The sequence below is a fragment of the Sphingobium sp. EM0848 genome (assembly GCF_013375555.1).
Lineage (GTDB): Bacteria > Pseudomonadota > Alphaproteobacteria > Sphingomonadales > Sphingomonadaceae > Sphingobium.
Window position 1 is genome coordinate 100769 of sequence record NZ_JABXWB010000001.1, and the last position, 25356, is coordinate 126124.

Annotated in this window: 22 protein-coding genes and 2 pseudogenes; 14 read left to right on the forward strand and 10 right to left on the reverse strand. The window is 62.9% G+C overall.

Annotated elements, in window-relative coordinates:
* Positions 1-123: 123 nt before the first annotated feature.
* The 5 genes and pseudogenes from HUK73_RS00415 to tnpB all read left to right on the forward strand — a co-directional run.
* Positions 124-1737, forward strand: a complete 1614-nt coding sequence (locus tag HUK73_RS00415) for a hypothetical protein (RefSeq protein ID WP_176590135.1) — start codon at positions 124-126, stop codon at positions 1735-1737.
* A 173-nt stretch (positions 1738-1910) separates the two neighbouring features.
* Positions 1911-3764: a HipA domain-containing protein gene (locus tag HUK73_RS00420; protein WP_176590136.1), complete on the forward strand. Its 1854-nt coding sequence runs from the start codon at positions 1911-1913 to the stop codon at positions 3762-3764.
* A gap of 530 nt (positions 3765-4294) precedes the next feature.
* Complete coding sequence (locus HUK73_RS26610) at positions 4295-4456, forward strand: transposase (protein WP_255326146.1); 162 nt, start codon at positions 4295-4297, stop codon at positions 4454-4456.
* A gap of 3 nt (positions 4457-4459) precedes the next feature.
* Entirely contained in the window at positions 4460-4624 is a 165-nt protein-coding gene (locus tag HUK73_RS26615; protein ID WP_255326147.1) for a hypothetical protein, read from the forward strand.
* A pseudogene (gene tnpB / locus HUK73_RS26620) lies at positions 4621-4860 on the forward strand (IS66 family insertion sequence element accessory protein TnpB); the annotation flags it as partial. The gene HUK73_RS26615 and the pseudogene tnpB, both read left to right, overlap by 4 nt.
* On the opposite strand, the pseudogene HUK73_RS00435 reads toward tnpB, so the two are convergent.
* The 4 genes and pseudogenes from HUK73_RS00435 to HUK73_RS00450 form a co-directional block, all read right to left on the reverse strand.
* Positions 4853-5710: pseudogene (locus tag HUK73_RS00435) on the reverse strand (transposase); the annotation flags it as partial. The pseudogenes tnpB and HUK73_RS00435 overlap by 8 nt on opposite strands.
* Positions 5711-6275: 565 nt before the next feature.
* On the reverse strand, positions 6276-7100 hold the full coding sequence (locus HUK73_RS00440) for a hypothetical protein (protein WP_176590137.1): 825 nt from the start codon (positions 7098-7100) through the stop codon (positions 6276-6278).
* A 140-nt stretch (positions 7101-7240) separates the two neighbouring features.
* Positions 7241-8344, reverse strand: coding sequence for a tetratricopeptide repeat protein (locus HUK73_RS27090; protein ID WP_176590138.1), 1104 nt, complete (start codon positions 8342-8344; stop codon positions 7241-7243).
* A gap of 308 nt (positions 8345-8652) precedes the next feature.
* Complete coding sequence (locus HUK73_RS00450; RefSeq protein ID WP_176590139.1) at positions 8653-9915, reverse strand: TetR/AcrR family transcriptional regulator; 1263 nt, start codon at positions 9913-9915, stop codon at positions 8653-8655.
* A 155-nt stretch (positions 9916-10070) separates the two neighbouring features.
* Between HUK73_RS00450 and HUK73_RS00455 the strand changes: the two genes are divergently transcribed.
* Positions 10071-11801 carry an amidohydrolase family protein gene (locus tag HUK73_RS00455; protein WP_176590140.1) on the forward strand — a complete coding sequence of 577 codons (1731 nt, stop codon included), beginning with the start codon at positions 10071-10073 and terminating at the stop codon, positions 11799-11801.
* 18 nt (positions 11802-11819) lie between these two features.
* Complete coding sequence (locus tag HUK73_RS00460) at positions 11820-12635, forward strand: hypothetical protein (protein ID WP_176590141.1); 816 nt, start codon at positions 11820-11822, stop codon at positions 12633-12635.
* A 10-nt stretch (positions 12636-12645) separates the two neighbouring features.
* On the opposite strand, the gene HUK73_RS00465 is transcribed toward HUK73_RS00460, so the two are convergent.
* The 4 genes from HUK73_RS00465 to HUK73_RS00480 are packed head-to-tail and all read right to left on the reverse strand — an operon-like array spanning position 12646 to position 17749.
* Complete coding sequence (locus tag HUK73_RS00465) at positions 12646-13401, reverse strand: FadR/GntR family transcriptional regulator (RefSeq protein WP_176590142.1); 756 nt, start codon at positions 13399-13401, stop codon at positions 12646-12648.
* An 18-nt stretch (positions 13402-13419) separates the two neighbouring features.
* Complete coding sequence (locus HUK73_RS00470; RefSeq protein WP_176590143.1) at positions 13420-14343, reverse strand: Gfo/Idh/MocA family protein; 924 nt, start codon at positions 14341-14343, stop codon at positions 13420-13422.
* Entirely contained in the window at positions 14340-15917 is a 1578-nt protein-coding gene (locus tag HUK73_RS00475; RefSeq protein ID WP_176590144.1) for an aldehyde dehydrogenase (NADP(+)), read from the reverse strand. The genes HUK73_RS00470 and HUK73_RS00475 overlap by 4 nt, the downstream gene beginning before the upstream one ends.
* 29 nt (positions 15918-15946) lie before the next feature.
* The gene (locus HUK73_RS00480) at positions 15947-17749 is read right to left on the reverse strand and encodes an IlvD/Edd family dehydratase (RefSeq protein WP_176590145.1); all 1803 of its coding nucleotides are present in this window, start codon (positions 17747-17749) and stop codon (positions 15947-15949) included.
* Between the two features lie 122 nt (positions 17750-17871).
* Between HUK73_RS00480 and HUK73_RS00485 the strand changes: the two genes are divergently transcribed.
* Together HUK73_RS00485 and HUK73_RS00490 are read left to right on the forward strand one after the other, a co-directional pair.
* Entirely contained in the window at positions 17872-18780 is a 909-nt protein-coding gene (locus tag HUK73_RS00485) for a 2-dehydro-3-deoxygalactonokinase (RefSeq protein ID WP_176590146.1), read from the forward strand.
* A 3-nt stretch (positions 18781-18783) separates the two neighbouring features.
* Entirely contained in the window at positions 18784-19419 is a 636-nt protein-coding gene (locus HUK73_RS00490; RefSeq protein ID WP_176590147.1) for a 2-dehydro-3-deoxy-6-phosphogalactonate aldolase, read from the forward strand.
* 46 nt (positions 19420-19465) lie between these two features.
* Here the strand turns inward: HUK73_RS00490 and HUK73_RS00495 are convergent, their stop codons facing one another.
* A complete protein-coding gene (locus HUK73_RS00495; RefSeq protein WP_176590054.1) occupies positions 19466-19621 on the reverse strand; it encodes a hypothetical protein in 156 nt (51 codons plus the stop codon).
* A 97-nt stretch (positions 19622-19718) separates the two neighbouring features.
* Here HUK73_RS00495 and HUK73_RS00500 point away from each other — a divergent pair, with 97 nt between their 5' ends.
* The 5 genes from HUK73_RS00500 (at position 19719) to HUK73_RS00520 (ending at position 23912) form a co-directional block, all read left to right on the forward strand.
* Positions 19719-20765: a COX15/CtaA family protein gene (locus tag HUK73_RS00500; RefSeq protein ID WP_176590148.1), complete on the forward strand. Its 1047-nt coding sequence runs from the start codon at positions 19719-19721 to the stop codon at positions 20763-20765.
* Positions 20762-21082 carry a divalent-cation tolerance protein CutA gene (gene cutA, locus HUK73_RS00505; RefSeq protein WP_176590149.1) on the forward strand — a complete coding sequence of 107 codons (321 nt, stop codon included), beginning with the start codon at positions 20762-20764 and terminating at the stop codon, positions 21080-21082. Before HUK73_RS00500 ends, cutA begins: the two co-directional genes overlap by 4 nt.
* A 130-nt stretch (positions 21083-21212) precedes the next feature.
* The gene (rplM, locus tag HUK73_RS00510; RefSeq protein ID WP_176590150.1) at positions 21213-21692 is read left to right on the forward strand and encodes a 50S ribosomal protein L13; all 480 of its coding nucleotides are present in this window, start codon (positions 21213-21215) and stop codon (positions 21690-21692) included.
* Complete coding sequence (gene rpsI, locus HUK73_RS00515) at positions 21692-22225, forward strand: 30S ribosomal protein S9 (protein WP_087576223.1); 534 nt, start codon at positions 21692-21694, stop codon at positions 22223-22225. The genes rplM and rpsI overlap by 1 nt, the downstream gene beginning before the upstream one ends.
* Positions 22226-22589: 364 nt before the next feature.
* On the forward strand, positions 22590-23912 hold the full coding sequence (locus HUK73_RS00520; RefSeq protein ID WP_176590151.1) for an aminopeptidase P family protein: 1323 nt from the start codon (positions 22590-22592) through the stop codon (positions 23910-23912).
* Here the strand turns inward: HUK73_RS00520 and HUK73_RS00525 are convergent.
* On the reverse strand, positions 23909-25282 hold the full coding sequence (locus HUK73_RS00525; protein WP_176590152.1) for a sodium:alanine symporter family protein: 1374 nt from the start codon (positions 25280-25282) through the stop codon (positions 23909-23911). The genes HUK73_RS00520 and HUK73_RS00525 overlap by 4 nt on opposite strands.
* Positions 25283-25356 lie beyond the last annotated feature (74 nt).

Consider the following 25356-nt stretch of genomic DNA (forward strand, 5'->3'; position numbering starts at 1 on the left):
AAGTCTGATAGGAGCCAAGAGCTTCTTTCAGGGGCCTTAAGTAATCTAAAGACCAGCCTTCAGCCCAATGGTTCATCTATTGGCGACACTGAAGAGACGGCTCTCCATAAGGTCCTCGGCCTCATGGTCCAGATGCTTTCTGGTCCATCTCCAAGCCCCGTCTTTCATTTGGCGTCACTCGACCCAGGGACCGGAAAGACGGAAGCGCTGTGTTCATTCCTGAAGACCTGGAAGGATGCCAGCTTTCAGCCCTCCGGAGGCGCTCTTATCGTCCTCGCCACCTACGACGAAATCGCAAGCTGCATATCCCGCTCTGGCCTCGCTCCGATCGACTACGCTGTCCTCGTCACTGATGGGCACGAGTTGAACGGCAGGGGCTTGCAGGTCCCCGAGGCTGCCCCCGTTCTCTTCACGACCCAAGAGATGCTCCGCAGGCGCTGCCAGGGCCGATCGTTCGCCGACGTGGCCGAGCTGCACTTCAAGGGCGCTCCCCGGTCCCTTCGCGTCTGGGACGAGGCTTTCCTCCCGGCTTCCCCGGCGACCCTCCGCAAGGATGCCCTGGTCCAGCCGCTGGAAGACTTCAGGCTCCACGCCTCCCGAGCGGCGATGACCGTCCTGGACGCCCTCTCAGACTCCATGAGGGCCGAAAGCGTCGGCGAGGTGGTCGAGGTGCCCGAAGCTGCCGAGCACGCCCACAAAGCCCTACAGGGGCGCTACAAAGACCCCGCCGAAAAGTGGGCTGCCCTGACGACCCTCGCAGGCAAGGAGGCAGTCGTCTCTGCCTGCAATCAGAAGGGCCTGCACCTCGTGGGGGCCGCCATGCTGCTCCCTGCCGACTTCGCCCCCGCTCTGATACTCGACGCCTCCGGCAGGGTCCGCGAGACCTACAGGAGCCTTGAGGCCAGCGGGAAGCTCAAGCGCCTCGCCAGCGCCCCAATGGACTACAGGAATCTCCACATCCGCCACTGGGACCGCTCGGCCAGCCGTTCGGCGATGGACGACCCTCAGGCCCGCCAGGAGGTCCTTGAGGGAATAGCCCAGGCCATCAACGTCAGCGGCGCAGACGAGCCGTGGCTGATCGTCCATCACAAGGCACGGGACGGCCAGGGCTACGACATCCTGCAGGACCTGGGCGAGCTGATAGACGGCCCCCAACGCCTCGCAGGTATCCACTGGGGCAACCATCACGGAACCAACGAATACCGCGACATCCGCCGCGTGGTCGTCCTGGGGCCGTGGAGTTTCCCGCAGCCTGCCTATTCGGCCCTGCATGTCGCCGCTGGGGGGCCGCTGGAGCTGGCGACCGATAAGCCGACCCTGGACGCCGTCAAGCGCGGGGAGCACGCTCACCACCTCTTGCAGGCCATCTGCCGCGCCTCGGTCCGTAAGGGGTCTGGGGGCATCTGCGGGGACTGTGAGGTCCTGGTGGTCGGGAAGCTCGGACCGGAAGCCACTGGCCTCCTGGAGGAGACCTTCCCCGGCGCTCATGTGTCCGGCTGGACGCCTGCGGGGATGGAGCTGAAAGGCAGCGCCCTCAAGGTCGCTCGGGCCGTGGAGGACGCCTTGACGCTCTCAGGGGACCATGCGGTTCCTAAGGGGGCCATTCGGGCGGCTCTGGGCTGGGGGACCAACGAGGCCTTGGCTAAGGTCCTGCGGCGGGCCGACTTCAAAGCCTGGGCAGCCAAAGAGGGCCTGGAGGTGACGAAGTGGGCTATCGGGAGACGCGAGGCCGCTTGAGGGCGGCTAGGTCCCTCTCGGGCTTGCTGCCGCGCCGGTTCTTCATGCCTGACCACCACACAGTGGAATGTGTCTCTCGAATCTAGGATTTTCGCGCATCTCATATGCGAGATAACCCTTGCCTTTTGCATTGGGTGTGAGGATTATCGCGTCTCTGAGATGCGGGATATTCTATGGCGATTCATCTTGTTGGCGAGACGGTCGATGCCAAACGTGCGCACCAACGTGCGCAGGCGGGCGAACTCGTCCAACTCATGCGGGGCATCTACCTCGAACAGGATGTGGATGCCGACGCCGCTGTTATCAACCATGCGGTCCGCATAGCGCATTATCTCTATCCCAAGGCTTATCTCTCATCAGCGAGCGCGGCGCTGCTTGCCCCCACGCCGGACGGACGGCTGTTCATCAGTGGGCGTCGCAATCAGCGGACCCGGATACGTAGCCTGGAGATCGTTCAGAACGAGGCGCCGCCGCATCCCTCGACAGCCATGGCGGTGGTCGGCGATGACCTAGGCGAATTGAGGGTCGATGTCTCTTCACCGAGGCAGCGCTTCCTCGAAGCCTTTCGCATGCGCAGCGAACATGCCAGCGCGATCACGGTCGAGATGCGCGTACAGATGGCTGCGCGTTTAGTCGAGGAGCATGGCGCGCCCAAAGAAGCCGCCGATGCTGTCTGGGCGTTGGCGCGCGAGAATGGCTGGTATCGTGAAGGCGAAAGTGCCGAACGCTTCCTTCTGGCGCAACCGGGAACGGTCAAGGCACCCGCGAACAAGGCCGCACTTGATCTGCTGGTCGCCTGGCATGGCGAACCGCTCGGGCGCCTGAGGCACGATGGTTTTGAATGGCGCTGGAAGCCGGCGAGGCGCTCAGGACCGGCGCTGGTTCGCGAGACCACTCCGGGCAAACTCCCGGCCTTTGTCGAATCGCTGCTGCCGGAAGGTTGGCTGGCCCAGGTGCTGCATGAGCGCGACGACCGCGAGGCACTCAAGCGTGGGCGGCGCTATATGTCCAATATCACCGTGGTCGAGGCCCGAAACGAGTTGGCGGCCCTCCCGGCGGATATCCTGACGACGAGATTGGACGGCTTCGTCGAGGTTGGTCGCTTCACCGGCAGCTACGAGGGGCCGACGCGCGGCGCGATCGACGAAAATTTCGAGCAGAATCTCGCGCGGATCTTTGCCCGCGCCGAGACGCCGCGTCTGTCTGGCGTCCAGATTAAGGCGCCGATGCACCTCGCAGCCGACGGCGCTCTGCTGCCGGCCATTGACCTGCCATTCACCCATATCCTGAAGCCTGCGGGGACGGCGGGCTTCGAGATGCTGCCGATCGTCGAGTGGCTCTGCCTGGCGCTGGGCCGCGCAGCCGGCTTTGATGTGCCCGATATCGCACTGGCCCCGATGCCGGACGGCATGTCGCCCGCGCTCATCGTCGAGCGTTTCGACATTCGCAGTGGCGCGGGCGATCAGCGCCGGCTCGCGCTGGAGGATTTCTGTTCGGTCCTCGATCTCCCGGCATCGGCGAAATATGACGGCACGATCGAACGCATGGCACGCGGGCTGCGGCCGCTCTCAACAGATCCCGCCGCCGACCTCGACATTCTGTTTCGCCGCGCGGTGTTCGCCTGGCTGATCGCTGACGGAGATATGCATCTCAAAAATCTCGCACTCCTCAAGATCGTCGAGCCCGAGGTAAAGGTCTTCACGTCGGTTCGGTTCGCGCCGCTCTATGATGCGGTCACGACGCGGGTCTTCCCAGGCCTGGGCGGCGACCGGATGGCGCTCAAGCTTAACGGCAAGGATGATCGGCTGACGCGCCGAGATTTCATGGCGCTGGCGCGCACTATAGGTTTGCCTCGAGACGACGCAGAGAGAGCCATCGCCGAACTGATCGACCGCCTGACAAACGCCGTGGAGATCGTCAGGCTGCCGGGCTTCGCATTGGAACCCGAGGCTGCCGCCACTGTTCAAGGCCAAGTGCTGGCGCTTGCCGGCGAGCGCTGCGCTGCGCTCGCCGGCAATGCAGATTAGATTATGGCTGTAGCTGAATATGCGGTCCGCCGAGATCCTCGGCGCTCATATCTGACCCGAGAAGGAGGCGCAGATATTCTGGCAGGTCTGCGGCGCGGCTGATCGAATGCGAGGCGATACAGGACCAGGCTGCTCTTGAGCCATTCCAAGGCGCGCACCTCGCGGCTGAGTGGCAGCATCGGAACGCATGGCTTAACCTTATCCGGCTGCACCGAAACGCCCGTCGCTGGCCAGCGGAATCCAAGGTACCTTGGCAGGATCGAATCACGGGATACCCCGGTCTGATTGGGTGGCCGTGACTCGAACACGCGCCTAAAACCGCCAAAAAGGTCCGGGGGTAAGTGCGGGGGTATCGGTCAACTTGACTTTTCGCAAAGACGAAAAATAAGCTAAATCAAGGCACTATTCGAGGATCGTAAGCCACCAGTACCTTGGCCTTATCGGCCGGATTTTCCGTATCGCTCCGGCGAGGGCCGCCTTGCGATGATCGGCTGATATTTCGAGATGGCACCGGTGCAAGGGACGGTGCGATGAGCCAGATCACGGTAATTTCGGGGCCGGAGCGGCGGCGGGTATGGAGCGACCAGCAGAAGCGCGAGTTGGTGGCAGCAGTTTCGGCGCCCGGCGCGAATGCAGCGGAGATTGCCCGCCGTGCTGATCTGCGGCCGAACCAGATCTACAGGTGGCGGTGACAGATGGAGCAGGCAGCGCGGGGCTTTGCCGAGGTGCAGCTACAAGCTGATCCGGCACCAGTGACCGGATCGGCGATCACCGTGGAGTTTGAGCGGGTGATTGCGCGCATCCCCGCTGGCGCCACGCCTGGGCTGGTGTCGGCAGTGCTGCGGTCGGTCAAGCCGTGATCCCAGTCCCCTCTGGCGTTCGGATATGGATCGCGACCGGGCACACGGACATGCGGCGCGGTATGCACAGCCTGGCCTTGCAAGTGCAGCAGAGTTTCGGGCGTGATCCCTTCGCTGGGAATCTGCCACGCGAGCGCGTCGTCATCGCCGCGTCCGAGGCCTGTCCCTGCTGCGGTTCGGATCGGCTGTGCAAGCTGGGTGAGGTTATCACCGAGACGCTTCAGGTGGTGCCGCGATCAGCAGGTAGAGCGGCATCAGCGCCGCAGTGCAGGTGCCGACCTGATCGGCCAGGGTGGAAAGGCTCAGGTCCACGCCTTCCCGGGCATAGCGATCACGCTGGCGGTTGAGCGGTTGATGCGCGCCGAACTTCTCGAACAGCAGCATCGCCAGGAAGCTGGGGCCCAAGAGTCCTCGGGGCGTGACGTGGAAAGGCGCCCGCAGCAGCTTCTCACCAATGGCCTTGGTCGCCGCGGACATGCTACCCCCCATGCGCCTGAAGATGTTGGCGATGGCGCCTTCGGAGATGGTCAGGCCGAGCAACTCGGCGGAAATACGTGACAAGCGCTCGAAGCCGACATGATGGCTGTGATGCAGATAGGTCAGCAGCGAACGGATGCCGGGGCCGAACGGCGTTCCCGGCTCCATGCCCAATGGCGCCGGGGCACGATAGCGCTTGCCACATCCGCCACAACGACCACCAAACAGCTCTATCCGCGTCACGGTCGGACGGATCGGCGGCAGATCAATATGGTCGTAGCGGTGACGGCACCGCTGCGTCTGACCCGATACGTCCGTTCCGCAATGGCCACAGGTGGCGGCGATCTTGTCCGGCGTCTTGGCAAGCGGCCGGACTTTGCCTTTGCGCGAAGGGCGCTTGCCCGTCGTCCGCTTGCGCGACTTCTTCCCCTTGCCAAATCCGTCCTTCGAAGGCGGAATATGCGAATTGGACGACGTCTTGCGCGGCTTGCCCACCAGCGCCTCAAGCTCGGATATCCGCGAAACCAAGCGCTCGATCATCTCCTGCTGTTGCGCCAGCAGGGCGTCCTTCTCGGCCTCACTCAGCCCAATGCGCGGTGGCGTCGCCATGCACAGGATGAATCAGAATGCCATTCAGGCCGCACCTATTTCTGCCAACCCCGTGAGCAGTTACGTGGAGCCCGGCTCCATGGCGCGATGTCGCTGAAACCGAACCCGCCGATATGCCATCAGGTCGCTATGTTGCAGGGACTACCGAGACTGCGCCCCGATTGAGCATTGTGACACGCCCCCCATAAACGAACGGAATTTCCCCTCGCGCATCGCGAACATAGCGAAACCGTCCCGGCATCCAACTGGAATTATCTCGATAGATATTTGGTCAATGGCGTTCGGCTCTGGGAAGTATGTCAATAGGCATAAGTATCCGATCTGCGGTCGATTTTACGGAGCCAGCTAGAGGCCCCGCGCCTTCCTGACGCGGACGATCTGCCGCCTTGTGTCTATGCCCCAGGAAATGCGGGCGTCGATCAGCACAATGGCCTGTTCATGCCGTCTATCAGGATGGATGGATTCCAGCAGGCGCCTAATCCTGCCCCGCCTGATCAGGGCATGGGTAAAGGGAAGATTCCTCCTCCCTTGCGTCACCATGTAAGTCAACCCGCTTCCTGCACACTTAATTGGCGGTACAAATTCCATCCCTTTCGCATGTGCGGGTATTGGATGAACTGCCGGGTGTTGGATCGGTCGTTTCTGGTGCGCCCGCAGAAGACGAAGAAAGAGATGTTTGTGCATTGGCGGCCCTCGCCGCAGCTTGAGCTATTGAATCTCGCATATCTTCCGGCGAAATCGGCGTGCATTTACCGCCACCTGTCCGAATTTTATCACAAGCGGCTTGTGCGGAATTGAACGAAGTTTCGAGATTTGCGATTCTACGCTTGAACGCTTCCGCATCAGGGCAATATTTTCGGATCGTGTCTGTTTGCCCTTTCAGCGCCCACATGGTCACAGCGAGCATACCCGATGCGCCAACGCTAGAATTGGGCGTATTATTCAAAAAATCGTCCAAACGACTGTCAAAACCGGCAATCTCCTGATTCATGTTTCCCAACTGCTCAGCAGCGCAGGCAATGCTGGGAACCTGTGATGCCAAGGGTTCTGAGGAACGCGATGGCGAAGTGGATTGTTCAAGCCTCGTTTTATGAAGGCATAACATCAGCCTTGCTCCGTCCGTCGCCGGTAGTGCATTGGTTCCTGCTATTGCTGACGTGTAAAAATGAAGGCTTTTCTGCAGCTCTTCGGGCGTTTCCTTATTAATCGCTTCAAGATTGGCATCCAAAGTCAACTCAGCCGTTTCTTCATGTATGCCCCACTCAGATACCTGGGCATTTATTAGATTCTGTCGTTCGACAGCACAATCAAACTTGCTTACTACACCGGAATTCGCCCGATCAGGCTGCGTATCATCATTAGATGATGTGTTTGACTTGCTGTCGTCCAAGGTGAATGTGTGGGGGGTAAAAGTCGGAACCTTCACTTGTGCTGGTGGTTGTGCCGGGGGAGCCTGTCCGGTGGCAGATGGAGGTATAAGTATCAGTGACAGGGCTAGTATGGCAGGGCTTCGCTTTAGCGCATGTCCAATCATTTTGCTGCTCCAGCCATATTGATATTGATGCCCGCCGTTTTCAGTCTGGCAAAGAGCGCCGTCAGGGCAGGTGTTGCCGCTATTTTTCCGTTGCGTGTGGCTTCTGATGCCGCATTCTCCGTCGCCATCCGACGTGCCGTCCGTTCCTTTGCCAGTAACTCAGCCTGGGCTTTTCGGGCGATTTCCAGTTGATCTTTCGCAGCCTTCAGCTTGCTTGGGGGAGAGTTCGCACCGGGCCGTGTCATGAGCACAACGGCCTCTGACAGATAGTGCTCTGCTTCCTTGATTCGCCCCAAGGTCAGCAATTCCGCGCCATATTCAAACAAAGTAGCCGCAAGCTGCGGCTTATCCGGCCTGCCATCTCCCTGCGCAGCGGACAATGCTGTTCTCAGCGTCATCTCGGCATCCAGTGGCCTATTTTTTGAACCGTAAAGAACTGCTAGTCTATTCAAAACCGCTACGTAATTATCTACATCAATCGGATTCTGTGATTTATAAAAGATCCGTACCTTATTGAATGCTTCTATACTGAAATCAACATTATCTCCAACGGTAATCATTTCGTAAGCATAGCTGTACCAGACATTGGCTGCTTCATTGTCGTGTATCGGACCAAGGGTATTAAGGATGGAGGCTGCCTGCTGCAAAGCCTGCGCGCGGACATTTTTATGACCATCATAATAGTAAGTTAGTTCTCCGGCGAACAGGATAAGGGCATTGGCATAAGCTAAGCCGTTTTTGTCCAGTTTCGCAGTTCGGAATGCCAGTAGCTTTTTGGCGATCTGCAACTGTTTGTCATACGCTTCAGCAAAGCCCAGATAGCGGGCATGTGCTCTGAGCGTTGCCAAATGGGCACCGGACCCCGAGCCAAACTGACGTGCCGCCGAACGTTCTGCTTGATCTACAAGTGCCAGAACGCCTTTATATTTCTTTGGATCGTAAGGCTTGGCAAATTCGACATTGAACAATTGTCTCGCTTGCGTGAGCAAGGCTTGCCACTCGGCGGGCTCAGATTGCTCTGATTTTACATTATTTTCCTGTGAGTTGGCAGGGTTGGCTATCAAAAGGCCGATGGCCATCATCTGTAGAATTGATTTCACGCATCCCCTCCATGCGGAATTTCAAACCGGAATTAAGTCAACCATGAGACTCATATCGGTAATTCACAATAGCTTACTTATTCACTATTGATCTGGCCAAATTTGAGATATCTTACAAGCTTTTGTCGCACTTTGCTTCCTAAGCGGAGGCAGTCGTCTTATGCACGCATGGCTGGATCTTTGCCGATGGGATGCAACTGGATAAGCCGCCACGCAAATGGGGCGCTTATGTTAAAGTGGTTTCGCAGCGATCGGATTGCAGTTCGGCAAAGCCAACCGCTCTGGCGGTTTGCGATCCGTTGGTGACGCTACTTCCCTAAATAGCCGTGGAGAAAGGTCGCTGTGGCAAGGTGTGCATGATCGACCCGGTCCGCTTCCGTGGGTGATGGATCGAGAAGATAACGATTGCCGCCGGTCGCCAATATGACGAATTGATCGGCCGCCCACGTCGGGTCGTCCAGCGTCAGCAGACCTTCCGCCGAGCAATAGCGCAGATAATCTGCGATAGGCTGAACCAGCCTCTCGCGCGTCATGTCATGGATTGCATGCGCGACTTCCGGCATCGCTTTCGCTTCCGCGCTGACGGTTCGGTAGAGGCGCACGCCCGCATCCCCCTGCATCGCTGCGGAGACCGTGACCGCCGCACAATGCAGATTGTCGGCAACTGGTTGCGCGGTGGAAAGGATCAGGTGTATCTTCGCCATGATTTCGCCGGCGGCCTCCATCATCACCGCCTTGAACAGCCCCTTCTTGCTGCCGAAATGGCGGTATAATGTGCCCCGGCCGACCCGGGCGATCGCGCCGATTTCATCCAGGCCCGCCCCGCGATAGCCCTGTTCGTAGAAATGGGCGCGCGCGACGGACATGAGGTGCGCGACATGGTTTTCTACCGGACGGGCCGGTGCCGCCGGTTCGAGTGTGAATTCCCGAAGCGGGCCGCGCGTTTCCGCAATGCCCTGAACGTCTGCGGCACAGCCATGGAGGAACAGTTCAGCCACCCGCCGAGCCGCCAGTTCGCGATCAGCCTCGTCAAGTGCCGCACCGCCCATCAGATGCCGCATGCCCCCGGCCGACAAAGCGCCGAATTGCGCGACAATGTCGAGAGGAACGGCGCCCGTTCCTCCCCGCTCACGGGCCAGCCGCTCAAGAAATGCCTGAAGCGGGATGAGACTCTGGACGGCATCGAAGCCAACGGCGCGGGCCAGTTCGGGGAAGCTGGCGGCAGTCCCCACGGCCAGCCAGTTGGGCGAGGGATGATCCGTATCCGCCGCTCGATCGTAAATGGCGCGCGCGCAGCGGGCCAATATGGTCTCGGGCGTATCATCGTCCCGGAAAATATCGGCGAAATCATGCGCGAATTCGTCGGTGACGCCCTGCATCGCCGCACGGAAAAGCGCCTGCTTGTCGTCGAAATGCCGATAGATGGTTTCCTTGCTGACGCCCGAACTGCGGGCGAGGCCGTCGACGCTGACATGCTGATAGCCCTGTTTCATAAAGGCGTGACGCGCCGCCAAAAGCAGGTGGTTGAGCCGTTTCGAGCCTTTTGATTGATCTTCGTCGTCAATCTTCATGCGCATCATTGCTGAGGCCACCCGCTCCAAAGACATATTTTTCCCAACTGGAGTTTTCTTGCTCCCATGACAAGGCCGGGCTTGCAAATAGCCGAACGGTAGCATACCGTTTGGATAAATCCAGATAGCAGGACGAGGAAGAGGATCGCTGAAAAATGGCGGAATTTGATCTGGTCATCCGCGGTGGACGTGTGGTCGACGGGACCGGCGGCGCGCCGTTCGTGGCCGACATTGCGGTGCAGGGTGGTCGCATTGCGAAAATCGGCACGTTCGATGGCCGGGGTGCGGAGGAAATCGACGCGAGCGGGCTGATCGTGACCCCCGGCTTTGTCGACGCCCATACGCATTATGACGGTCAGGCGATCTGGTCGGACCGGCTGAACCCGTCATCGGCGCATGGTGTGACGACTGCCGTGCTCGGGAATTGCGGTGTGGGGTTCGCCCCCTGCCGCGCCGAAGATCGCGAGACGTTGATCAACGTGATGGAGGGGGTGGAGGACATTCCCGGCGTCGTGATGGCGGACGGCTTGAGTTGGGAGTGGGAAAGTTTTCCCGAATATCTGGACACGCTCGACCGCCGCACGCTCGATATCGACGTCGCGGCCTATCTTCCCCATTCTCCGCTGCGTGTTTATGCCATGGGCGCGCGCGGCGCGGAGCGCGAAGCGGCATCGGCGGACGACCTTGCCAAAATGCGGGTGCTGGCACGGGAGGCCGTGGACGCGGGCGCGCTGGGCTTCGCCACGTCGCGCCAGTTCATTCACCGGACCCGCGATGGCGCGCAGATTCCCAGCTTCGACGCTTCCCAGGCTGAGTTGGAGGCCATCGCGGCCGGACTGAGTGACGCGGGGAAGGGCATAATCCAGCTCGTGCTCGATGTGCCGCATCTGGACTGGAATAGCGAGGTCGAGGCGTTGACGCGGCTGGTGCGTTCATCCGGCCGGCCCGCGACCTTCACGCTGGGTACGGCCAATGAAGGGCCGCCCGAATGGAATGCGGCGCTGGCCCAGGTCGCAAAGGCCAATGCGGAGGGCGCACGGATCACGGCGCAGGTCTTTCCCCGCCCCATCGGGCTGATCGTCGGCCATAATCTGTCGGTCAATCCATTCGGCCTTTGCCCAACCTACCAGTCCATCGAAAAGCTGCCGCTGGCCGCCAAGGTGGCGGAATTGCGGAAGCCCGAAACGCGTGCGGCCCTGTTGGCGGAAAAGCCCGTCGATGGCCATCCGCTGGCCGCGATCGGCCGGTCGTGGAACTGGATGTTCAAGCTGGGCAATCCGCCCAATTATGCGCCATCTCCGGACGAAAGCGTCGCCGCACAGGCTGAACGCGCGGGGATTTCGCCCGAAGAACTGGTTTATGACTGGTTGCTGGAGGATGACGGCGACGCCATGCTCTATGTTGCCATCGGTAATTATTATGAGGGCAAGCTCGACGCGGTCGAAGAACTGCTCAACCATCCGGACACAATTGTCGGGCTTGGTGATGGCGGCGCGCATTATGGCGTGATCTGTGATGCGAGTTATCCGACCTTCCTGCTGACCTACTGGACCCGCGATCGTGAAGGGACGCGGCTTTCATTGCCGCAAGCCATCAGAATGCTGGCGGCGGACCCGGCGCGTGCGCTTGGCCTCAATGATCGGGGACTGATCGCTCTCGGCTATAAGGGCGACCTCAACCTGATCGATGTAGAGAAGCTGGCGCTGCATGCGCCGCGCCTCACACGCGACCTGCCGGCGGGAGGGCGGCGTCTGGATCAGACGGCGGACGGCTATGTCGCCACCATCGTCAGCGGTGAAGTCATCGCGCGCAACGGCCAGCCCACCGGGAAGCTGCCCGGCCGTCTGGTGCGCGGGGAGCAGCCTGCGCCCAGTCTCGCGGCCTGAATTTCAGAAGAGGATCTGATGGAAAATATTCCTTATCTGCTGCGCGGTGTGACGCCGGTTACGACTGAAAGCAGCGTACTTATCAGTTCGTCGAAATATCTGAACCATCCGCGCATGCGCGACTGGATGTCGACGATCACGCTCAAGCGCAATGGAGCCGACCGTCCGGCGCAGGCTGAAATGTATGAAGTCGTCGGCATTCTGAACGAAATACAGGATCTCGATCATATCGAGCATTTGTTCACCGAGGAACGCAGGCGCAATCCTGATCTCGACGACTGGTTCAGCCAGGGATTCCAGTCGACCTATGGCGCCGACGACTTCAGCGGATTTGAAGAAGGCACTTTGGGGCATGTCTTCTATCGCGATGTGATCGCGAAGAATTTCGATCTGGTGATCTACGAACAGCCCCAGCCCAAGACCCAATATGACTATTTCCGGTTCCGCAGCGGCCAGACGCATGACCTTGAACACATCATGACCGGCGGCGATTTCAACTATATGGGGGAACTGGTTCCGGCCTGGGCGCGGATCACGTCGCATTTCAAGCATTTCAGTCCCGAACTTGCGGGCGAACTCTCGGTCCTCTCCATGTTCGTCACTTTGCGCTACACGGTTCGGACGATGCTGCACTATCCGCAAGTCTGGCCGGTCTGCCAGAATGCCGTGGAGCGGGGCATGCGGGTCGGGCGGGAATCCGGCCCCTTCTTCATGGCGCGCTATGAAGACGCGTTCGACCTGCCGCTGGAGGAGGCCCGCGTGAAGCTGGGCTATGTCGGCGCCGAATATGTCGACACGACGGAGCCTTCAGCCCTGTGGGCAGAGCGAAGCTGACCGCCGGACCTTAGTTCCTGGCCGGTTCCGCCAGCGCGATATCCATGTCCGCCAGCGCCAGCCGCAACAGTTCCACCATGCTGTTGCGCGCGGCGGCGGTGTCGCGAGCGGCGATGGCCTGATAGACCGCCTTGTGATCGGGCAGGGGATCGCGGGGCAGCAGCTTCTTGCGATGCTTGAAGGTGGTGGTCCAGCCCACCGCCGCGCCGACGGAGCTGGCCAGCGCGGCTAGCGCGTCATTATGCGTCGCGGCCAATATGGCATGGTGGAACCGTTGGTCGGCTGCCCGGCCGTCCGGGGTGGACAGGCCATGGCTTTCCATATCCGCCAGCGCCAGCGTCATGACGGCAAGCTGTTCCTCCGTGCGTCGGCGCGCGGCGAACTCCGCCGCCGCCGGTTCGATCACGCCCCGCAGTTCGAACAGGTCGCGGATGAAGTCGCGATCCGGCTCGCCCGCGAACATCCAGGCCAGCATCTCCGGGTCCAGCACATTCCAGCGGCTGCGCGGCAGCACGCGGGTTCCTGCCTTGGGGCGGCTTTCCAGCATGCCCTTGGCGATCAGAATGCGCACCGCCTCCCGATAGGCGGTGCGGGAGACGTGGAGCCGCTCCGACGCCTCGATCTCCCCTTCGAACAGGTCGCCGGGTTTGTGGGTGCCCATCAGGATCGCGGTGCCCAGTTGCCGGGCAATGGCCTGATGGATGCGGAGCGAGCCTTCCTCCGTCGCAAACTGACGTTCCGTCCTGTCCTTGCGCTCGCTCCCCAAAATTCCGGCTCCCTTTCGTCAGTCTTCGAACCTTGTCGTAGGGCAATGCCGTCCGCAAAGGAAGGCATCCGCCACCAAACGCAGCGGTGCGATGTCGGCATCGATGGCGCGATCGGCCACCAGATCGACGAAGCGCCGGTACATGGCCGGATATTCCTCGTCCGGGGCCTTCATCTGGACTTCGCCGTCCAGCCTCAACATATTGCCGCCTTCAGAAAGCAGCAGGCTGCCGTTCGAGGTTTCGACGGCGATGTCCCAGGTCTGCGGCCCGGTCTGGCGCCAGTCGAACACAGCCTCCACCGGCGCGCCTGAAGCTGTCGCCATTTTGAGGTCCGCGCCGATGGGCGCGTCCTTGTTCTCCGGTACTTCCAGACTGGCGGAGAGCAAGGTGACGGGTTCCGGCACGATCTCCGTCAGGATCGACAGCGCGTTGATGCCGGGGTCGAACACGCCGAAGCCGCCTGCTTCCCAGATCCACGGTTGGCCCGGATGCCAGTGACGGACATCCTCCCGCCACTGGATGGAGATGCGCTCGATCCGCCGTTCCGCGATCCACGCCCTGGCCTGCGCGACGGCGGCGGCATAGCGGCTGTGCCAGCTTGCATAGAGGGTGACGCCCTGACGCCGCGCCAGCGCGATCAGGGCCTCCACTTCCGACACGGTGGCCCCCGGCGGCTTTTCGAGGAACACATGCTTGCCGGCAAGGATAGCTTGCCGCGCCGCCTGATAGCGCACCTGCGGCGGCTGGCAGAGGATGACGGCATCGAGTTCCGGCTCGCCCGCCAGCATGGCGCCGAGGTCATGATAATTGCTGACCCCTTCGCCCTGTGCATTGCGGCTAGCGAGCGCGACCAGTTCGATGCCGTCGACCTTCCCGATCGCGGGCAGATGCTGATCGCGCGCGATCTTGCCCAGCCCGACCAGACCTGCCCGGATCGTCATGCCACGATTTCCAGCTTGCCCTCGACCCGGCGCGTCAGGCCCCAGGGATTGGCGGCCTGCAGCGCGGGCGGCAGCACGGCGTCGGCAACATCCTGATAGCAGACGGGTCGCAGGAATCGCATCATCGCCAAGGTGCCGACCGAGGTGGTGCGGCCGTCGGAGGTCGAGGGGAAGGGGCCGCCATGGACCATGGCATGGGTCACTTCGACGCCGGTCGGCCAGCCATTGGCGAGGACGCGGCCTACCTTGCGGGAAAGAGTAGGCAGCAGCTTTGCGGCATTGTCGGTGTCGCTTGCATCCATCTGGAGCGTGGCCGTCAACTGGCCCTCCAACCGAGCGATGGTGGCGACGACTTCATCAATGGTCGCGCATTTGACGAGGATCGAGGAAGAGCCGAACACCTCATGCGCCAAAGCCGGGTTGGACCGGAACCGGTCGCCGGTGGTGGCGAACAGCGCATGCCGGCCACGGTTCACGCCTTCGGCTTCGGCGCCGCGCGCCAGGGTGGTGACGCCTTCCGCTCCCGCCAGCGCGGCGACGCCCTGCTCATAGGCGGCGTGGATGCCGGGCGTCAGCATGACCTGCGCGCCATTGGCGGACAGGGCTTCGGCGGCCGAGGTCACGAACCGGTCGAGATCGGGGCTGTCGAGCGCGATCACCAGACCCGGATTGGTGCAGAACTGGCCCGAAAAGAGCGTCAGCGATCCGACAAAGGCCGTGCCCAGCGCTTCGGCGCGGGCCGCGAGCGCGCCCGGCAGCAGCACGACCGGATTGATGCTCGACATTTCGGCATAGACCGGGATCGGTTCCTCGCGGTTCGCCGCGATCTTCATCAGGGCAAGGCCGCCGCCGCGCGATCCGGTGAAGCCGACCGCCTTGATGCGGGGATCAGCGACCAGCGCCCCGCCCAGTTCGTTGGTGGTGCCGGGCAGATAGGAAAAGACGCCTTCATGCAGGCCGCTTGCCTTGACGGCGGCGGCGATGGCGCGGGCGACCAGTTCGCCGGTGCCGGGGTGGGCCGGGTGGCCCTTGACGACGACCGGGCAACCGGCGGCGAAGGCCGATGCGGTGTCGCCGCCCGCGACGGAGAAGGCCAGCGGGAAGTTGGAGGCGCCGAAGACGGCGACCGGACCGACCGCATGGTTGACGCGGCGCAGGTCGCTGCGCGGCAGCGGGGTCCGGTCTGGCAGGGCGGAATCGATGGTGGCGTCCAGCCAGTCGCCCTGACGGACATAGCTGGCGAACAGCCGGAGCTGGCCGACGGTGCGCCCGCGCTCTCCCTCCAGACGGCCGCGCGGCAGGCCGGATTCGCTCATGGCGGTGGTGATCAGCAGGTCGCCAATGGCCATGATCTGGTCGGCCACCGCCTCCAGAAAGGCGGCGCGGTCATTGGGCGTCAGTGTCGAGAAGCTGTCGAATGCGGCGTCGGCCAGCGCGCAGGCGTCGGCAACGTCGCTGGTCGAGGCGTTGTGAAAGGCGACGTCGCCTTTTGCGCCGGTGGCCGGATCGATGGCGTGGAAGGACTCGCCGCCCTGGCGCTCAGTCGCGCCGATGAGAATGGCTCCGTTGAACATGGATGTCTCCTGAAAGTTCGGAATGATGCTCAATGATTGTCGCGCGGCAGGCCCATGGTCTGGGCAATGCGCTGATATTTTTCGGCGCCTTCCAGAATCGCGCCGGTGTTCATCTGACCGACGACGGAGCGCTGGATTTCCTGCCAGGGCGTCTGGGAGGCAGGATATTTGAACCCGCCCTCCGCTACCAGCCTCACCCGGCGCGCTTCCAGTTCCTCATCGGAGATCAGGACGTTCACGGCGCCCTGGTTGAGGTCCATGCGCACCCGGTCGCCGGTCTGAAGCAGCGCGAGGCCGCCCATCGCCGCCGCTTCGGGCGAGGCATTGAGGATGGAGGGGCTGCCGGATGTGCCCGACTGGCGGCCGTCGCCGATGCAGGGGAGTGCGCTCACGCCCTCGGTGATGAGATAGGCGGGCGGCCGCATGTTCACGACCTCGGCCGCGCCGGGATAGCCGATCGGTCCCGCGCCGCGCATGAACAGCAGCGTGTCCGGGGTGATGCCGACCGCCGGATCGTCGATGCGGCGGTGATAGTCCTCCGGTCCGTCGAACACGACCGCCGGGCCTTCAAAGGCATTGGGGTCCCGCGGGTTGGAGAGATAGCGGGCGCGGAACTCTTCCGAAATCACGCTGGTCTTCATCACCGCCGCGTCGAACAGATTGCCCGAGAGGACGAGGAAGCCCGCTTCCTCCCTGAGCGGCTGGGCGAAGGGACGGATGACCTTCTCATCCTCGATCTCCACACCCTTGCAGTTCTGGCCCATGGTCCTGCCGTTGACGGTCATCGCGTCTTCGTGGATCAGGCCCTGTTCGATAAGCTGGCTGACCACCGCCGGCACGCCGCCGGCACGATAATAATCCTCGCCCAGATATTCGCCCGCAGGCTGGAGGTTGACCAGCAGCGGAACCTTGTGCCCGACCGTTTCCCAGTCCTTGAGCGGCAGCTCGACGCCGATATGGCGCGCAATGGCGGCAAGGTGGATCGGCGCGTTGGTCGATCCGCCAATGGCCGAATTCACGACGATGGCGTTGTGGAAGGCATCGAGCGTCAATATGTCCGAAGGCTTCAGATCCTCCGCCACCATCTCGACGATCCGCTTGCCCGTCAGATAGGCGACCTCCTGCCGGTCGCGATAAGGTGCCGGTATGGCCGCCGATCCGGGCAGCATCATGCCCAGCGCCTCGGCCAGCGAGTTCATCGTCGTCGCCGTGCCCATGGTGTTGCAATAGCCGGTCGAGGGCGCCGAGGACGCCACCAGCTTGATAAAGCCCTCATCGTCGATCTTGCCCGCCGCGAGCAATTGCCGGGCGTGCCAGACGATAGTGCCGGAGCCCGTGCGCTCGCCCTTGTGCCAGCCGTTCAGCATCGGCCCGACCGACAGGGCGATGGCCGGGATGTTGACGGTCGCCGCCGCCATCAGCAGCGCTGGCGTCGTCTTGTCGCAACCCGTGGTCAGCACCACACCGTCCAGCGGATAGCCGTAGATCGCCTCGACCAGCCCCAGATAGGCAAGGTTGCGGTCCAGCCCCGCCGTCGGCCGCTTGCCGGTTTCCTGAATCGGATGCACCGGAAATTCCAGCGCGATACCACCCATTTCGCGAATGCCGTCCCGAATACGCTCGGCCAGCACCATATGGTGGCGGTTGCAGGGCGACAGGTCACTGCCGGTCTGGGCGATGCCGATGATCGGCTTGCCGCTGCGCAGTTCTTCCAGAGAGAGGCCGAAGTTCAGATAGCGCTCCAGATAGAGCGCGGTCATGTCGATATTGTCGGGGTTGTCGAACCAGGCGCGACTGCGCAGCTTATTGGCAGATTTGGGCGAATCGTTCATAGGAAGGGCATCCTGACGAAGAAAAGGGCAGATCGAATTGGGGGCACGTTGACGCGCTTTTCTCTCCGATATACTCATACAAATTGGAATTCAAGGATGCTTGAGGACAAGTGCCAAATTTGATGAGTCGATATGTGGTCATCGGCGATTGGGGCACCAGCCGCCTGCGCCTGTTCCGCGTGGAGCAGGGGCGTGTCACGGCGCGCCGCGACGGCCCCGGTATCGGTGCGGTCGGTGGAGCGGGCGGCCACGCCGCCGAAGCCGCTTTTGCCGCCACCATCGCCCCCTGGCTGGAGCAAGGCGCGCCCACCGAAATCCGCCTCTCCGGCATGGCCGGTGCCCGCGACGGCTGGATGGAGGCGCCCTATGCCGACTGTCCCGCCGATATCGAAGCATGGCGCGCCGCCGCTGTCCGATCCGACTGGCGCGGCGTGCCGCTCAACATCATGGCGGGCCTTGCCTGCATGGGCGCCGATGGCGTGCCCGATGTGATGCGGGGCGAGGAAGCGCAGATTTTCGGTGCGATGGCTCGCGATCCGGCGCTGAAGCAGGGGCGTCGCCTCATCGTCCTGCCCGGCACGCACAACAAATGGTCGGTGGTGGAGGATGGCCGCGTCCTGTCGTTCCGCACCGTGCCGACGGGGGAGTTGTTCGCCTTGCTGCGGGATCGTTCCACCCTTGGCCCGAAGATCGCTTCCAGCGATCCCGTGCAGGAGGCGGAAGGCTTTGCCGAAGGGCTGAAACGGGCAGGGGAGGGCCATCTTCTCTCCTCGCTCTTCGCCGCGCGTGTCATGCGCCTGCGCGTGGGCCGCTCGGCGGACTGGGCGACGGGCTATTTGTCCGGCCTCATCATCGGTTGCGAGATCGCGGAAATTCGCGACATGTTGGGAGAAGCGGACGGCATTTTCCTGATCGGGGACGCGAAGCTGTCGGTTCGTTATGCGCAGGCGCTCGGGAAGCAGGGGCTGGCGTCACAACTGCTCGACGGCGATGCCTGCGCGCTCGCTGGCCTCGGTTATGTGGAGACCTGAACGATGACCCTTGACGACCTGCTGGCCGAAGCCGTGCCACCCGTCTGCGCGATCCTGCGCGGCCTGAAGCCCGAGGAAGCGCTGGACATGGGCGCCGCGTTGATCGAGGCTGGCATTCATATCATCGAAGTCCCTTTCAACTCGCCCGACCCGCTGAAGAGCATCGCCGCGATGCAGGTGGAATTTGGCGATCGCGCGCTGATCGGCGGCGGCACGCTGCTGTCGGTCGAGGCGGTGGAAAGCCTCCATGATGTCGGCGGCCGCATCATGGTGACGCCCAATACCGACCCGCAGGTCATTGCGCGCGGCGCGCAACTCGGCCTTGAGCTGCTCCCCGGTTTCATGACCCCCAGCGAAGCCCTCGCCGCGGTCAAGGCGGGCGCGCGCCGCATCAAACTCTTCCCCGCAGCGCGTCTTGGCCCCGCCTATGTGAAGGCGGTGAAGGAGGTGCTGCCCAAATATGTCGGCATATGGGCGGTCGGCGGCACCGGCGCCGGAACGATCGGCGAATGGCTGGCGGCCGGCTGCGAAGGGATTGGCGTCGGCGGTGCGCTCTACCGTCCGGGCGACACCGTGGCGGTGGTCAGGGAGCGCGCGAGGGAACTGGTCGCGGCTTGGACGGCCATCAAAATGTGTTAAATCTTGCCGGCCTGCCGCGTTTCGGCGCGATCCAGCATCTCGCGCATTAATGGCCAGATTCAGCTAACGCTTTTTCCATCCGGTTGACGTCGACATCGATCGGCCAGATGCGTGCGCTCTGGATCGTCTCGACCTCCATGGCCTCGCCCAAAGTCCGGCGCAGCCGCGCCTGATCCTCACCCAGCCAGATGCGCCTGTCCAACCATGTCTATCCTTTGGCGCAGTCGCCATCATGACCTTTTGTCCATGTTCGGCGTTACCCTTGCAACGGGGCGGACAAGGGGGCATGGATCGGCCCTATGACTGCGCTGACCCTTAGCCGCCCGGCCATAGCCGTTCCACGTCCCGCCTCGATCGCGCGCTGGCTGCTGGCTGTCGCGGCTCTGGTCTTTTGCATGGTGGTCGTCGGCGGCATCACCCGCCTGACGGAATCCGGCCTGTCCATCACCCAATGGAAGCCGATCACGGGCGCCATCCCGCCGATCACGCATGACCAATGGATGGAGGCGTTCCACGATTATCAGCAGATTCCCGAATATCAGCAGCTTCGGCAGGGCATGACGCTGGGCGATTTCCAGTTCATCTTCTTTTGGGAATGGGTGCACCGGCTGCTCGGGCGCCTGATCGGCGTGGCCTTTGCCCTGCCGCTGCTGTGGTTCGCGTGGAAACGGGCGATCCCGCAGGGCTATGGCCTGCGTCTGCTGGCGCTGTTGGCGCTGGGTGGATTGCAGGGCGCGATCGGTTGGTGGATGGTGATGTCGGGTCTGTCGGTGCGCACCGATGTCAGCCATTACCGGCTGGCCGTGCATCTGCTGACCGCGCTGTTCATCATGGGCGGCCTCATCTGGACCGCGCTTGACCTGCTGACCCGATCGAAGACACCGTTCGCCAAGCCGGCGATGCTGCACCCCTTCGCGATCGCGGCCCTTGTGGCGTTGCTGGTGCAGCTCATGTTCGGCGCCTTCACCGCGGGACTGGATGCAGGCTATGTCTCCAGCACCTGGCCGCTGATGAACGACCATTTCATACCGCAGGGCATCCAGTGGCTCGGCTCGCTCTGGGCCACGGTGTCGAGCGATCCCTATCTGGTGCATTTCATCCATCGCTGGTGGGCCTGGGTCGCCGCGATCATGCTGATCCTGCTGGCGCGCATGGCGAAGCAGGCCGGGGAGCGCGGCCCGTCGATCGCCCTCAATACCGCCGTCGGCACGCAGATCGTGCTTGGTATCGCCACGGTGATCAGCGGCATCGCGCTGCCGCTTGCGGTGCTGCACCAGGCGGTCGGCGCGCTGGTGGTCGCCTCCGCGACCTGGGCCGCACACAGCCTTGGCGAGCGGCGGGGATGAGCGGCGTCGCGCTGGTCTATACGCTGTTCGGCTCGCGCGAGGCGGCGATGCGGGCGGCGCGCCAGCTTATCGAGGAACGGTTGATCGGCTGCGCCAATCTGTTGGGGGAGGCGACCTCCCTTTATGAATGGAACGGCGTGCTGGAGGAGGCGGCCGAAACCCCCGTTCTCTTCAAGACCACGCCTTCGCGCCGCGACGCGCTCATGGCGCGCATCGCGCAGCTGCATGATTATGAGGTTCCCGCGATCCTCGCTCTGCCGGTGGAGGCCGCCGATAGCACCTTCGCCCGGTGGGTGGGCGACCAGCTCGCAAAGTGACAGGTATTATTTTACCCGTCAGCAAAGCCGCCGAATCTCTTGACTTGGGGCACGTCACCCGTCATTAGCGCGCATCTTCCGAAAGCCGGCGACGGCGATCGGTTTATGCATTTAAACGGAGATTGGCACCATGAAGGCGCTGATGAAGACCACGAAGCCGGCAACCCCGGCAACGGTCGAAAAGAAGTGGATCCTGATCGACGCGGAAGGTCTCGTCGTCGGCCGCCTCGCCTCGACCGTCGCGAACATCCTGCGCGGCAAGCACAAGCCGAGCTTCACCCCTCACGTCGATTGCGGTGACAATGTCATCATCATCAACGCGCAGAAGGTGAAGTTCACCGGCCGCAAGCTGACCGACAAGGTTTACTACAAGCACACCGGCTATGCCGGCGGCATCAAGGAAACCACCCCCCAGAAGGTTCTGGAGGGCCGTTTCCCCGAGCGCGTCCTGGAAAAGGCCGTTGAGCGCATGATCCCCCGTGGTCCGCTGGGCCGCCAGCAGATGCGCAACCTGCGCATCTTCGCCGGTGCCGAGCATCCCCACGAAGCGCAGAACCCCGAAGTGCTCGATTTCGCGTCGCGCAACCGCAAGAACAAGGTGGGTGCATAATGTCCGATAACCGCCAGTCCCTGTCCGACCTCGCGTCGCTGACCGCCAACGCTCCGGCGCCTGCCGCTGCCGAAACCGTCGCCGCCGACGCGCCGATCGCTCCGGTTCAGCCTTCGGCTCCGCTGCGCGCCCAGGAAATCGACAGCCTCGGCCGCGCCTATGCGACCGGCCGTCGTAAGGACGCCGTCGCTCGCGTCTGGGTGAAGCCCGGCACCGGCAAGATCACGGTCAACGGCCGCGATCAGGAAATCTACTTCGCTCGCCCGACCCTGCGTCTGGTGATCAACCAGCCTTTCGGCGTCACCGAGCGCGAAGGTCAGTATGACGTGATCGCCACCGTCAAGGGCGGCGGTCTGTCGGGCCAGGCCGGTGCGGTCAAGCACGGCATCGCTCAGGCTCTGTCGAAATATGAGCCGGCGCTGCGCAGCGCGGTCAAGGCCGAAGGCTTCCTGACCCGCGACAGCCGCGCCGTCGAGCGTAAGAAGTACGGTAAGGCCAAGGCCCGCCGCAGCTTCCAGTTCTCGAAGCGCTGATCGGTTCGATCGAAACGATTTGGGGAAGGGGCCGGATTTCCGGTCCCTTTCTTTTTGTCGCGATGGAATCCGCTTAAAGCCTTCATTTCGCTTCCGAACCCAAGGCAACTTTTCCTTCCGCCCGCTGCTTGGTCCCGCAACAGCAATCGAAAGGATGAACTGACCGACAAGGCAAAGGCGGCTGGCAACAAGGCGGCGGGCGCCATCAAGGAAGCCGTTGGCAAGCATCAGCGCGATCTCGCGCTGCGCTCATCAAAGCAAGGCTTCGCCCCATGGCGAGGCCTTTACTGTATCAGTGCTCTCATACGCCTCTTGCCGCTCGCTCCCTTTCATGCTCCTGTCCGGCGCAGCAAGGGAGATATTCATGTATAATCGGCGGACCATGCTGGCGGGCGCTACGGCATCGCTGGTTCTTTCCACGCGACTCATCGCACAGACATTGCCGCCGCAGGGCTTCGCGACCCCGGCGGGTACATCGCCTTTCACCCCGGACGTGTTCCGTGAGCGCCGCCGCCATGTCATGGAGATGTTGAAGGATGGCGTCGCGGTCGTTTACGGGGCCGGGCCGGTGGAGAGCAGCGCCGCCGTCGCGCCGCCCTTCGTGCAGGACGGCGACTTCGCCTGGCTGACCGGCATCGTCGATGAACCGGGCGCGATCCTGGTGATGGCGCCTGCCGAGCGGACCGTCCGGGAATGGTTGCTGCTCCCCTCCCGCGATCCGGAGGCCGAACGCTGGGAAGTCGAGCGCCTGCCGCTCGGCACGATACTGGAACAGCGCACCGGCTTTGCCCGCGTGTCCCGCACCGGCAGTCTTGGCGGCCTGGTCACGACTCTCGCCGAGCGGTCCAAGACCCTGCATTTCCTCGGTCCCATCGTCGGCGCCTCCGCGCCGGTGCCTCCGGCGCTGGAGCTTTACGGCAGGGTGATGCAGCGGGTGCCGGGCGTCTCGCTCAAGGATGAGAGCGGCCTGCTGCCCTCGCTCCGCATCGTCAAGGAAGTGCGCGAACTTGATCTGATGCGCAAGGCGGCGGCGGCAACCGCGCGCGGCCATATCGCGGCGATGAAGCAGGCGCGGCTCGGTATGACGGAAAAGCAGTTGAAGGCCATTCTCGAAGACGCCTTCCGCGCCGGGGGTGGGGAGGGGCTGGCCTATGACAGCATCGTCGCCACCGGACGCAACGCGGCTTCCCTGCACTATACCGGCGGCAGTGGCGTGATCGGGGCCAATGACCTGATCCTGATCGACGCGGCGGCCTCGGTCGGCGGCTATGCCTGCGACGTGACGCGGACCTTCCCGGCCAACGGCAAGTTCACGGCGGAACAGCGCGCCGCCTATGAACTGGTCCTCGCCGCGCAGGCCGCTGCCGTCGCGAAACTCAAGGCCGGGGTCTATTATGAGGATCTGGTCGAGGCGGCGAAGGACGTGTTCCGCAAGGCCGGCCGGGTCGATGATTTCACCCATGGCCTCGGTCATCTGGTCGGCCTCGACGTCCATGACGCGGGCGATCTGTCGAAGCCGCTGCCTGCGGGCGCGGTCATCACCGTCGAACCCGGCCTTTACGTCCAGTCCGCCAATTATGGCATCCGCATCGAGGATCTTTATCTCATCACCCAAAGCGGATCGCAGCGGCTGAGCGAAGGCATTCCCCGGACGGTCGAGGAAATCGAGGCCGCGATGGCGCGTTAATCCTCTTCAGGCGTCGCCAGATATTCCCGCACGTCGCGCCGCAACTCCCCGCCGCAAAGATAGAGCGCGATCACATTGGGGATCGCCATCAGGAAGAAGCTGCTGTCGACGATGCCGACCACCCGGCCCAGATCGATGGCAGCGGCGGGAGGCAGGGCGACGATGTAGAGGATCTTGTAGGTCCACTGCGCCCTGGGGCCATTGCCGAACAGATAGCCCCAGGCCTGCAGGCCATAGAAACCCCAGGCCACCAGCGTCGAATAGGCGAACAGCACCACGACCACCGCCAGCAACCATGGGAAGGAGGGCGACACCTGCGCAAAGGCGGCGGAGGTGATGGCAATGCCCTCCAGCCCGCCCTGCCATGTGCCCGCGACCACCAGCGCCAGCCCGCCCAGCGCACAGACGATCATCGTGCCGAGCAGCGGTTCCAGCAGCGCGACCAACCCTTCGGACACCGGATGCCGCGCCCGCGCCAGACTATGTGCCATGACCGCCGAGCCGACGCCCGCCTCACTGGCAAACACCGCGCGCCGCATGCCCGCGACAAATGCGCCCACCGCGCCGCCCGTCGCGGCCTGTCCGCTCCATGCTCCGTGCCATATTTCCGCCAGCGCGCCCGGAATGGCGGTGGCGTGCAGGATCAGCACCGTCGCCACGCCGATCAGATAGACCGCGACCTTCAGCGGCGTCAGCCTTTTCGCCACTTCACCCAGCCACGCCGCGCCGCCCAGCGTCACCAGCGCCACCGCCCCGGCGAGGATCGTGCCATAGGCCCAGCCATTGCTGAACCCCGTCACCACCTTCACCTGCGCGAAACTCTGGTTGACCTGCACCATTGGGATGGCGCCGAACAGCGCGAAAAAGGCGTAGAGGCCGCCCAATATCAGCCCGATCTTCGGCCAGCCCCGCGCCGCGCCCACGGCCTTCAGCACATACATCGGCCCGCCATGGACATGGCCTTGCGCGTCGAAGGTGCGATATTTGAGGCCCAGCGTCACCTCGGCCATCTTCACCGTCATCGCGAACCAGCCGATGATGAACATCCACAGGATCGCACCGGGCCCGCCCATGGTCAGCGCCACAGCCACGCCCGCAATATTGCCAAGGCCGATCGTGCCGGACAGTGCCGTGGACAGTGCGCCCCACTGGCTGACATCGCCCTTCGCCTCGCCCTCATGCGGCTGGGTCTTGAGGATGCGCAGCGCCCGGCCCACCGCCGTGACATTGGGGAAGCCGAGCCAGATGGTGAAGAAGAGCATCGGCAGGGCCAGATAGAGCACGATCAGTTCGATCTGCGTCTCCAGCACGGGAACCTTCATGAAGACCGCGCCGGAAAGGGCGTCCACCGCTGCGTTAAATCCGTTCATTTGTTGCGGCATGGCGGCTCTCCAGTGGAAAGTCGAACAAAGATTGCTATGGGAGAAAAGAGCGGCTTCACCGC

What these genes read in the sequence shown, in the direction of transcription:
- HUK73_RS00415 (WP_176590135.1), top strand. Translation starts at nt 124, where the DNA reads ATGGTCCAGATGCTTTCTGGTCCATCTCCAAGCCCCGTCTTTCATTTG.
- HUK73_RS00420 (WP_176590136.1), top strand. Translation starts at nt 1,911, where the DNA reads ATGGCGATTCATCTTGTTGGCGAGACGGTCGATGCCAAACGTGCGCAC.
- HUK73_RS26610 (WP_255326146.1), top strand. Translation starts at nt 4,295, where the DNA reads ATGAGCCAGATCACGGTAATTTCGGGGCCGGAGCGGCGGCGGGTATGG.
- HUK73_RS26615 (WP_255326147.1), top strand. Translation starts at nt 4,460, where the DNA reads ATGGAGCAGGCAGCGCGGGGCTTTGCCGAGGTGCAGCTACAAGCTGAT.
- HUK73_RS00450 (WP_176590139.1), bottom strand. Translation starts at nt 9,915, where the DNA reads ATGAAGATTGACGACGAAGATCAATCAAAAGGCTCGAAACGGCTCAAC.
- HUK73_RS00455 (WP_176590140.1), top strand. Translation starts at nt 10,071, where the DNA reads ATGGCGGAATTTGATCTGGTCATCCGCGGTGGACGTGTGGTCGACGGG.
- HUK73_RS00460 (WP_176590141.1), top strand. Translation starts at nt 11,820, where the DNA reads ATGGAAAATATTCCTTATCTGCTGCGCGGTGTGACGCCGGTTACGACT.
- HUK73_RS00470 (WP_176590143.1), bottom strand. Translation starts at nt 14,343, where the DNA reads ATGACGATCCGGGCAGGTCTGGTCGGGCTGGGCAAGATCGCGCGCGAT.
- HUK73_RS00475 (WP_176590144.1), bottom strand. Translation starts at nt 15,917, where the DNA reads ATGTTCAACGGAGCCATTCTCATCGGCGCGACTGAGCGCCAGGGCGGC.
- HUK73_RS00480 (WP_176590145.1), bottom strand. Translation starts at nt 17,749, where the DNA reads ATGAACGATTCGCCCAAATCTGCCAATAAGCTGCGCAGTCGCGCCTGG.
- HUK73_RS00485 (WP_176590146.1), top strand. Translation starts at nt 17,872, where the DNA reads ATGAGTCGATATGTGGTCATCGGCGATTGGGGCACCAGCCGCCTGCGC.
- HUK73_RS00490 (WP_176590147.1), top strand. Translation starts at nt 18,784, where the DNA reads ATGACCCTTGACGACCTGCTGGCCGAAGCCGTGCCACCCGTCTGCGCG.
- HUK73_RS00500 (WP_176590148.1), top strand. Translation starts at nt 19,719, where the DNA reads ATGACTGCGCTGACCCTTAGCCGCCCGGCCATAGCCGTTCCACGTCCC.
- cutA (WP_176590149.1), top strand. Translation starts at nt 20,762, where the DNA reads ATGAGCGGCGTCGCGCTGGTCTATACGCTGTTCGGCTCGCGCGAGGCG.
- rplM (WP_176590150.1), top strand. Translation starts at nt 21,213, where the DNA reads ATGAAGGCGCTGATGAAGACCACGAAGCCGGCAACCCCGGCAACGGTC.
- rpsI (WP_087576223.1), top strand. Translation starts at nt 21,692, where the DNA reads ATGTCCGATAACCGCCAGTCCCTGTCCGACCTCGCGTCGCTGACCGCC.
- HUK73_RS00520 (WP_176590151.1), top strand. Translation starts at nt 22,590, where the DNA reads ATGTATAATCGGCGGACCATGCTGGCGGGCGCTACGGCATCGCTGGTT.
- HUK73_RS00525 (WP_176590152.1), bottom strand. Translation starts at nt 25,282, where the DNA reads ATGAACGGATTTAACGCAGCGGTGGACGCCCTTTCCGGCGCGGTCTTC.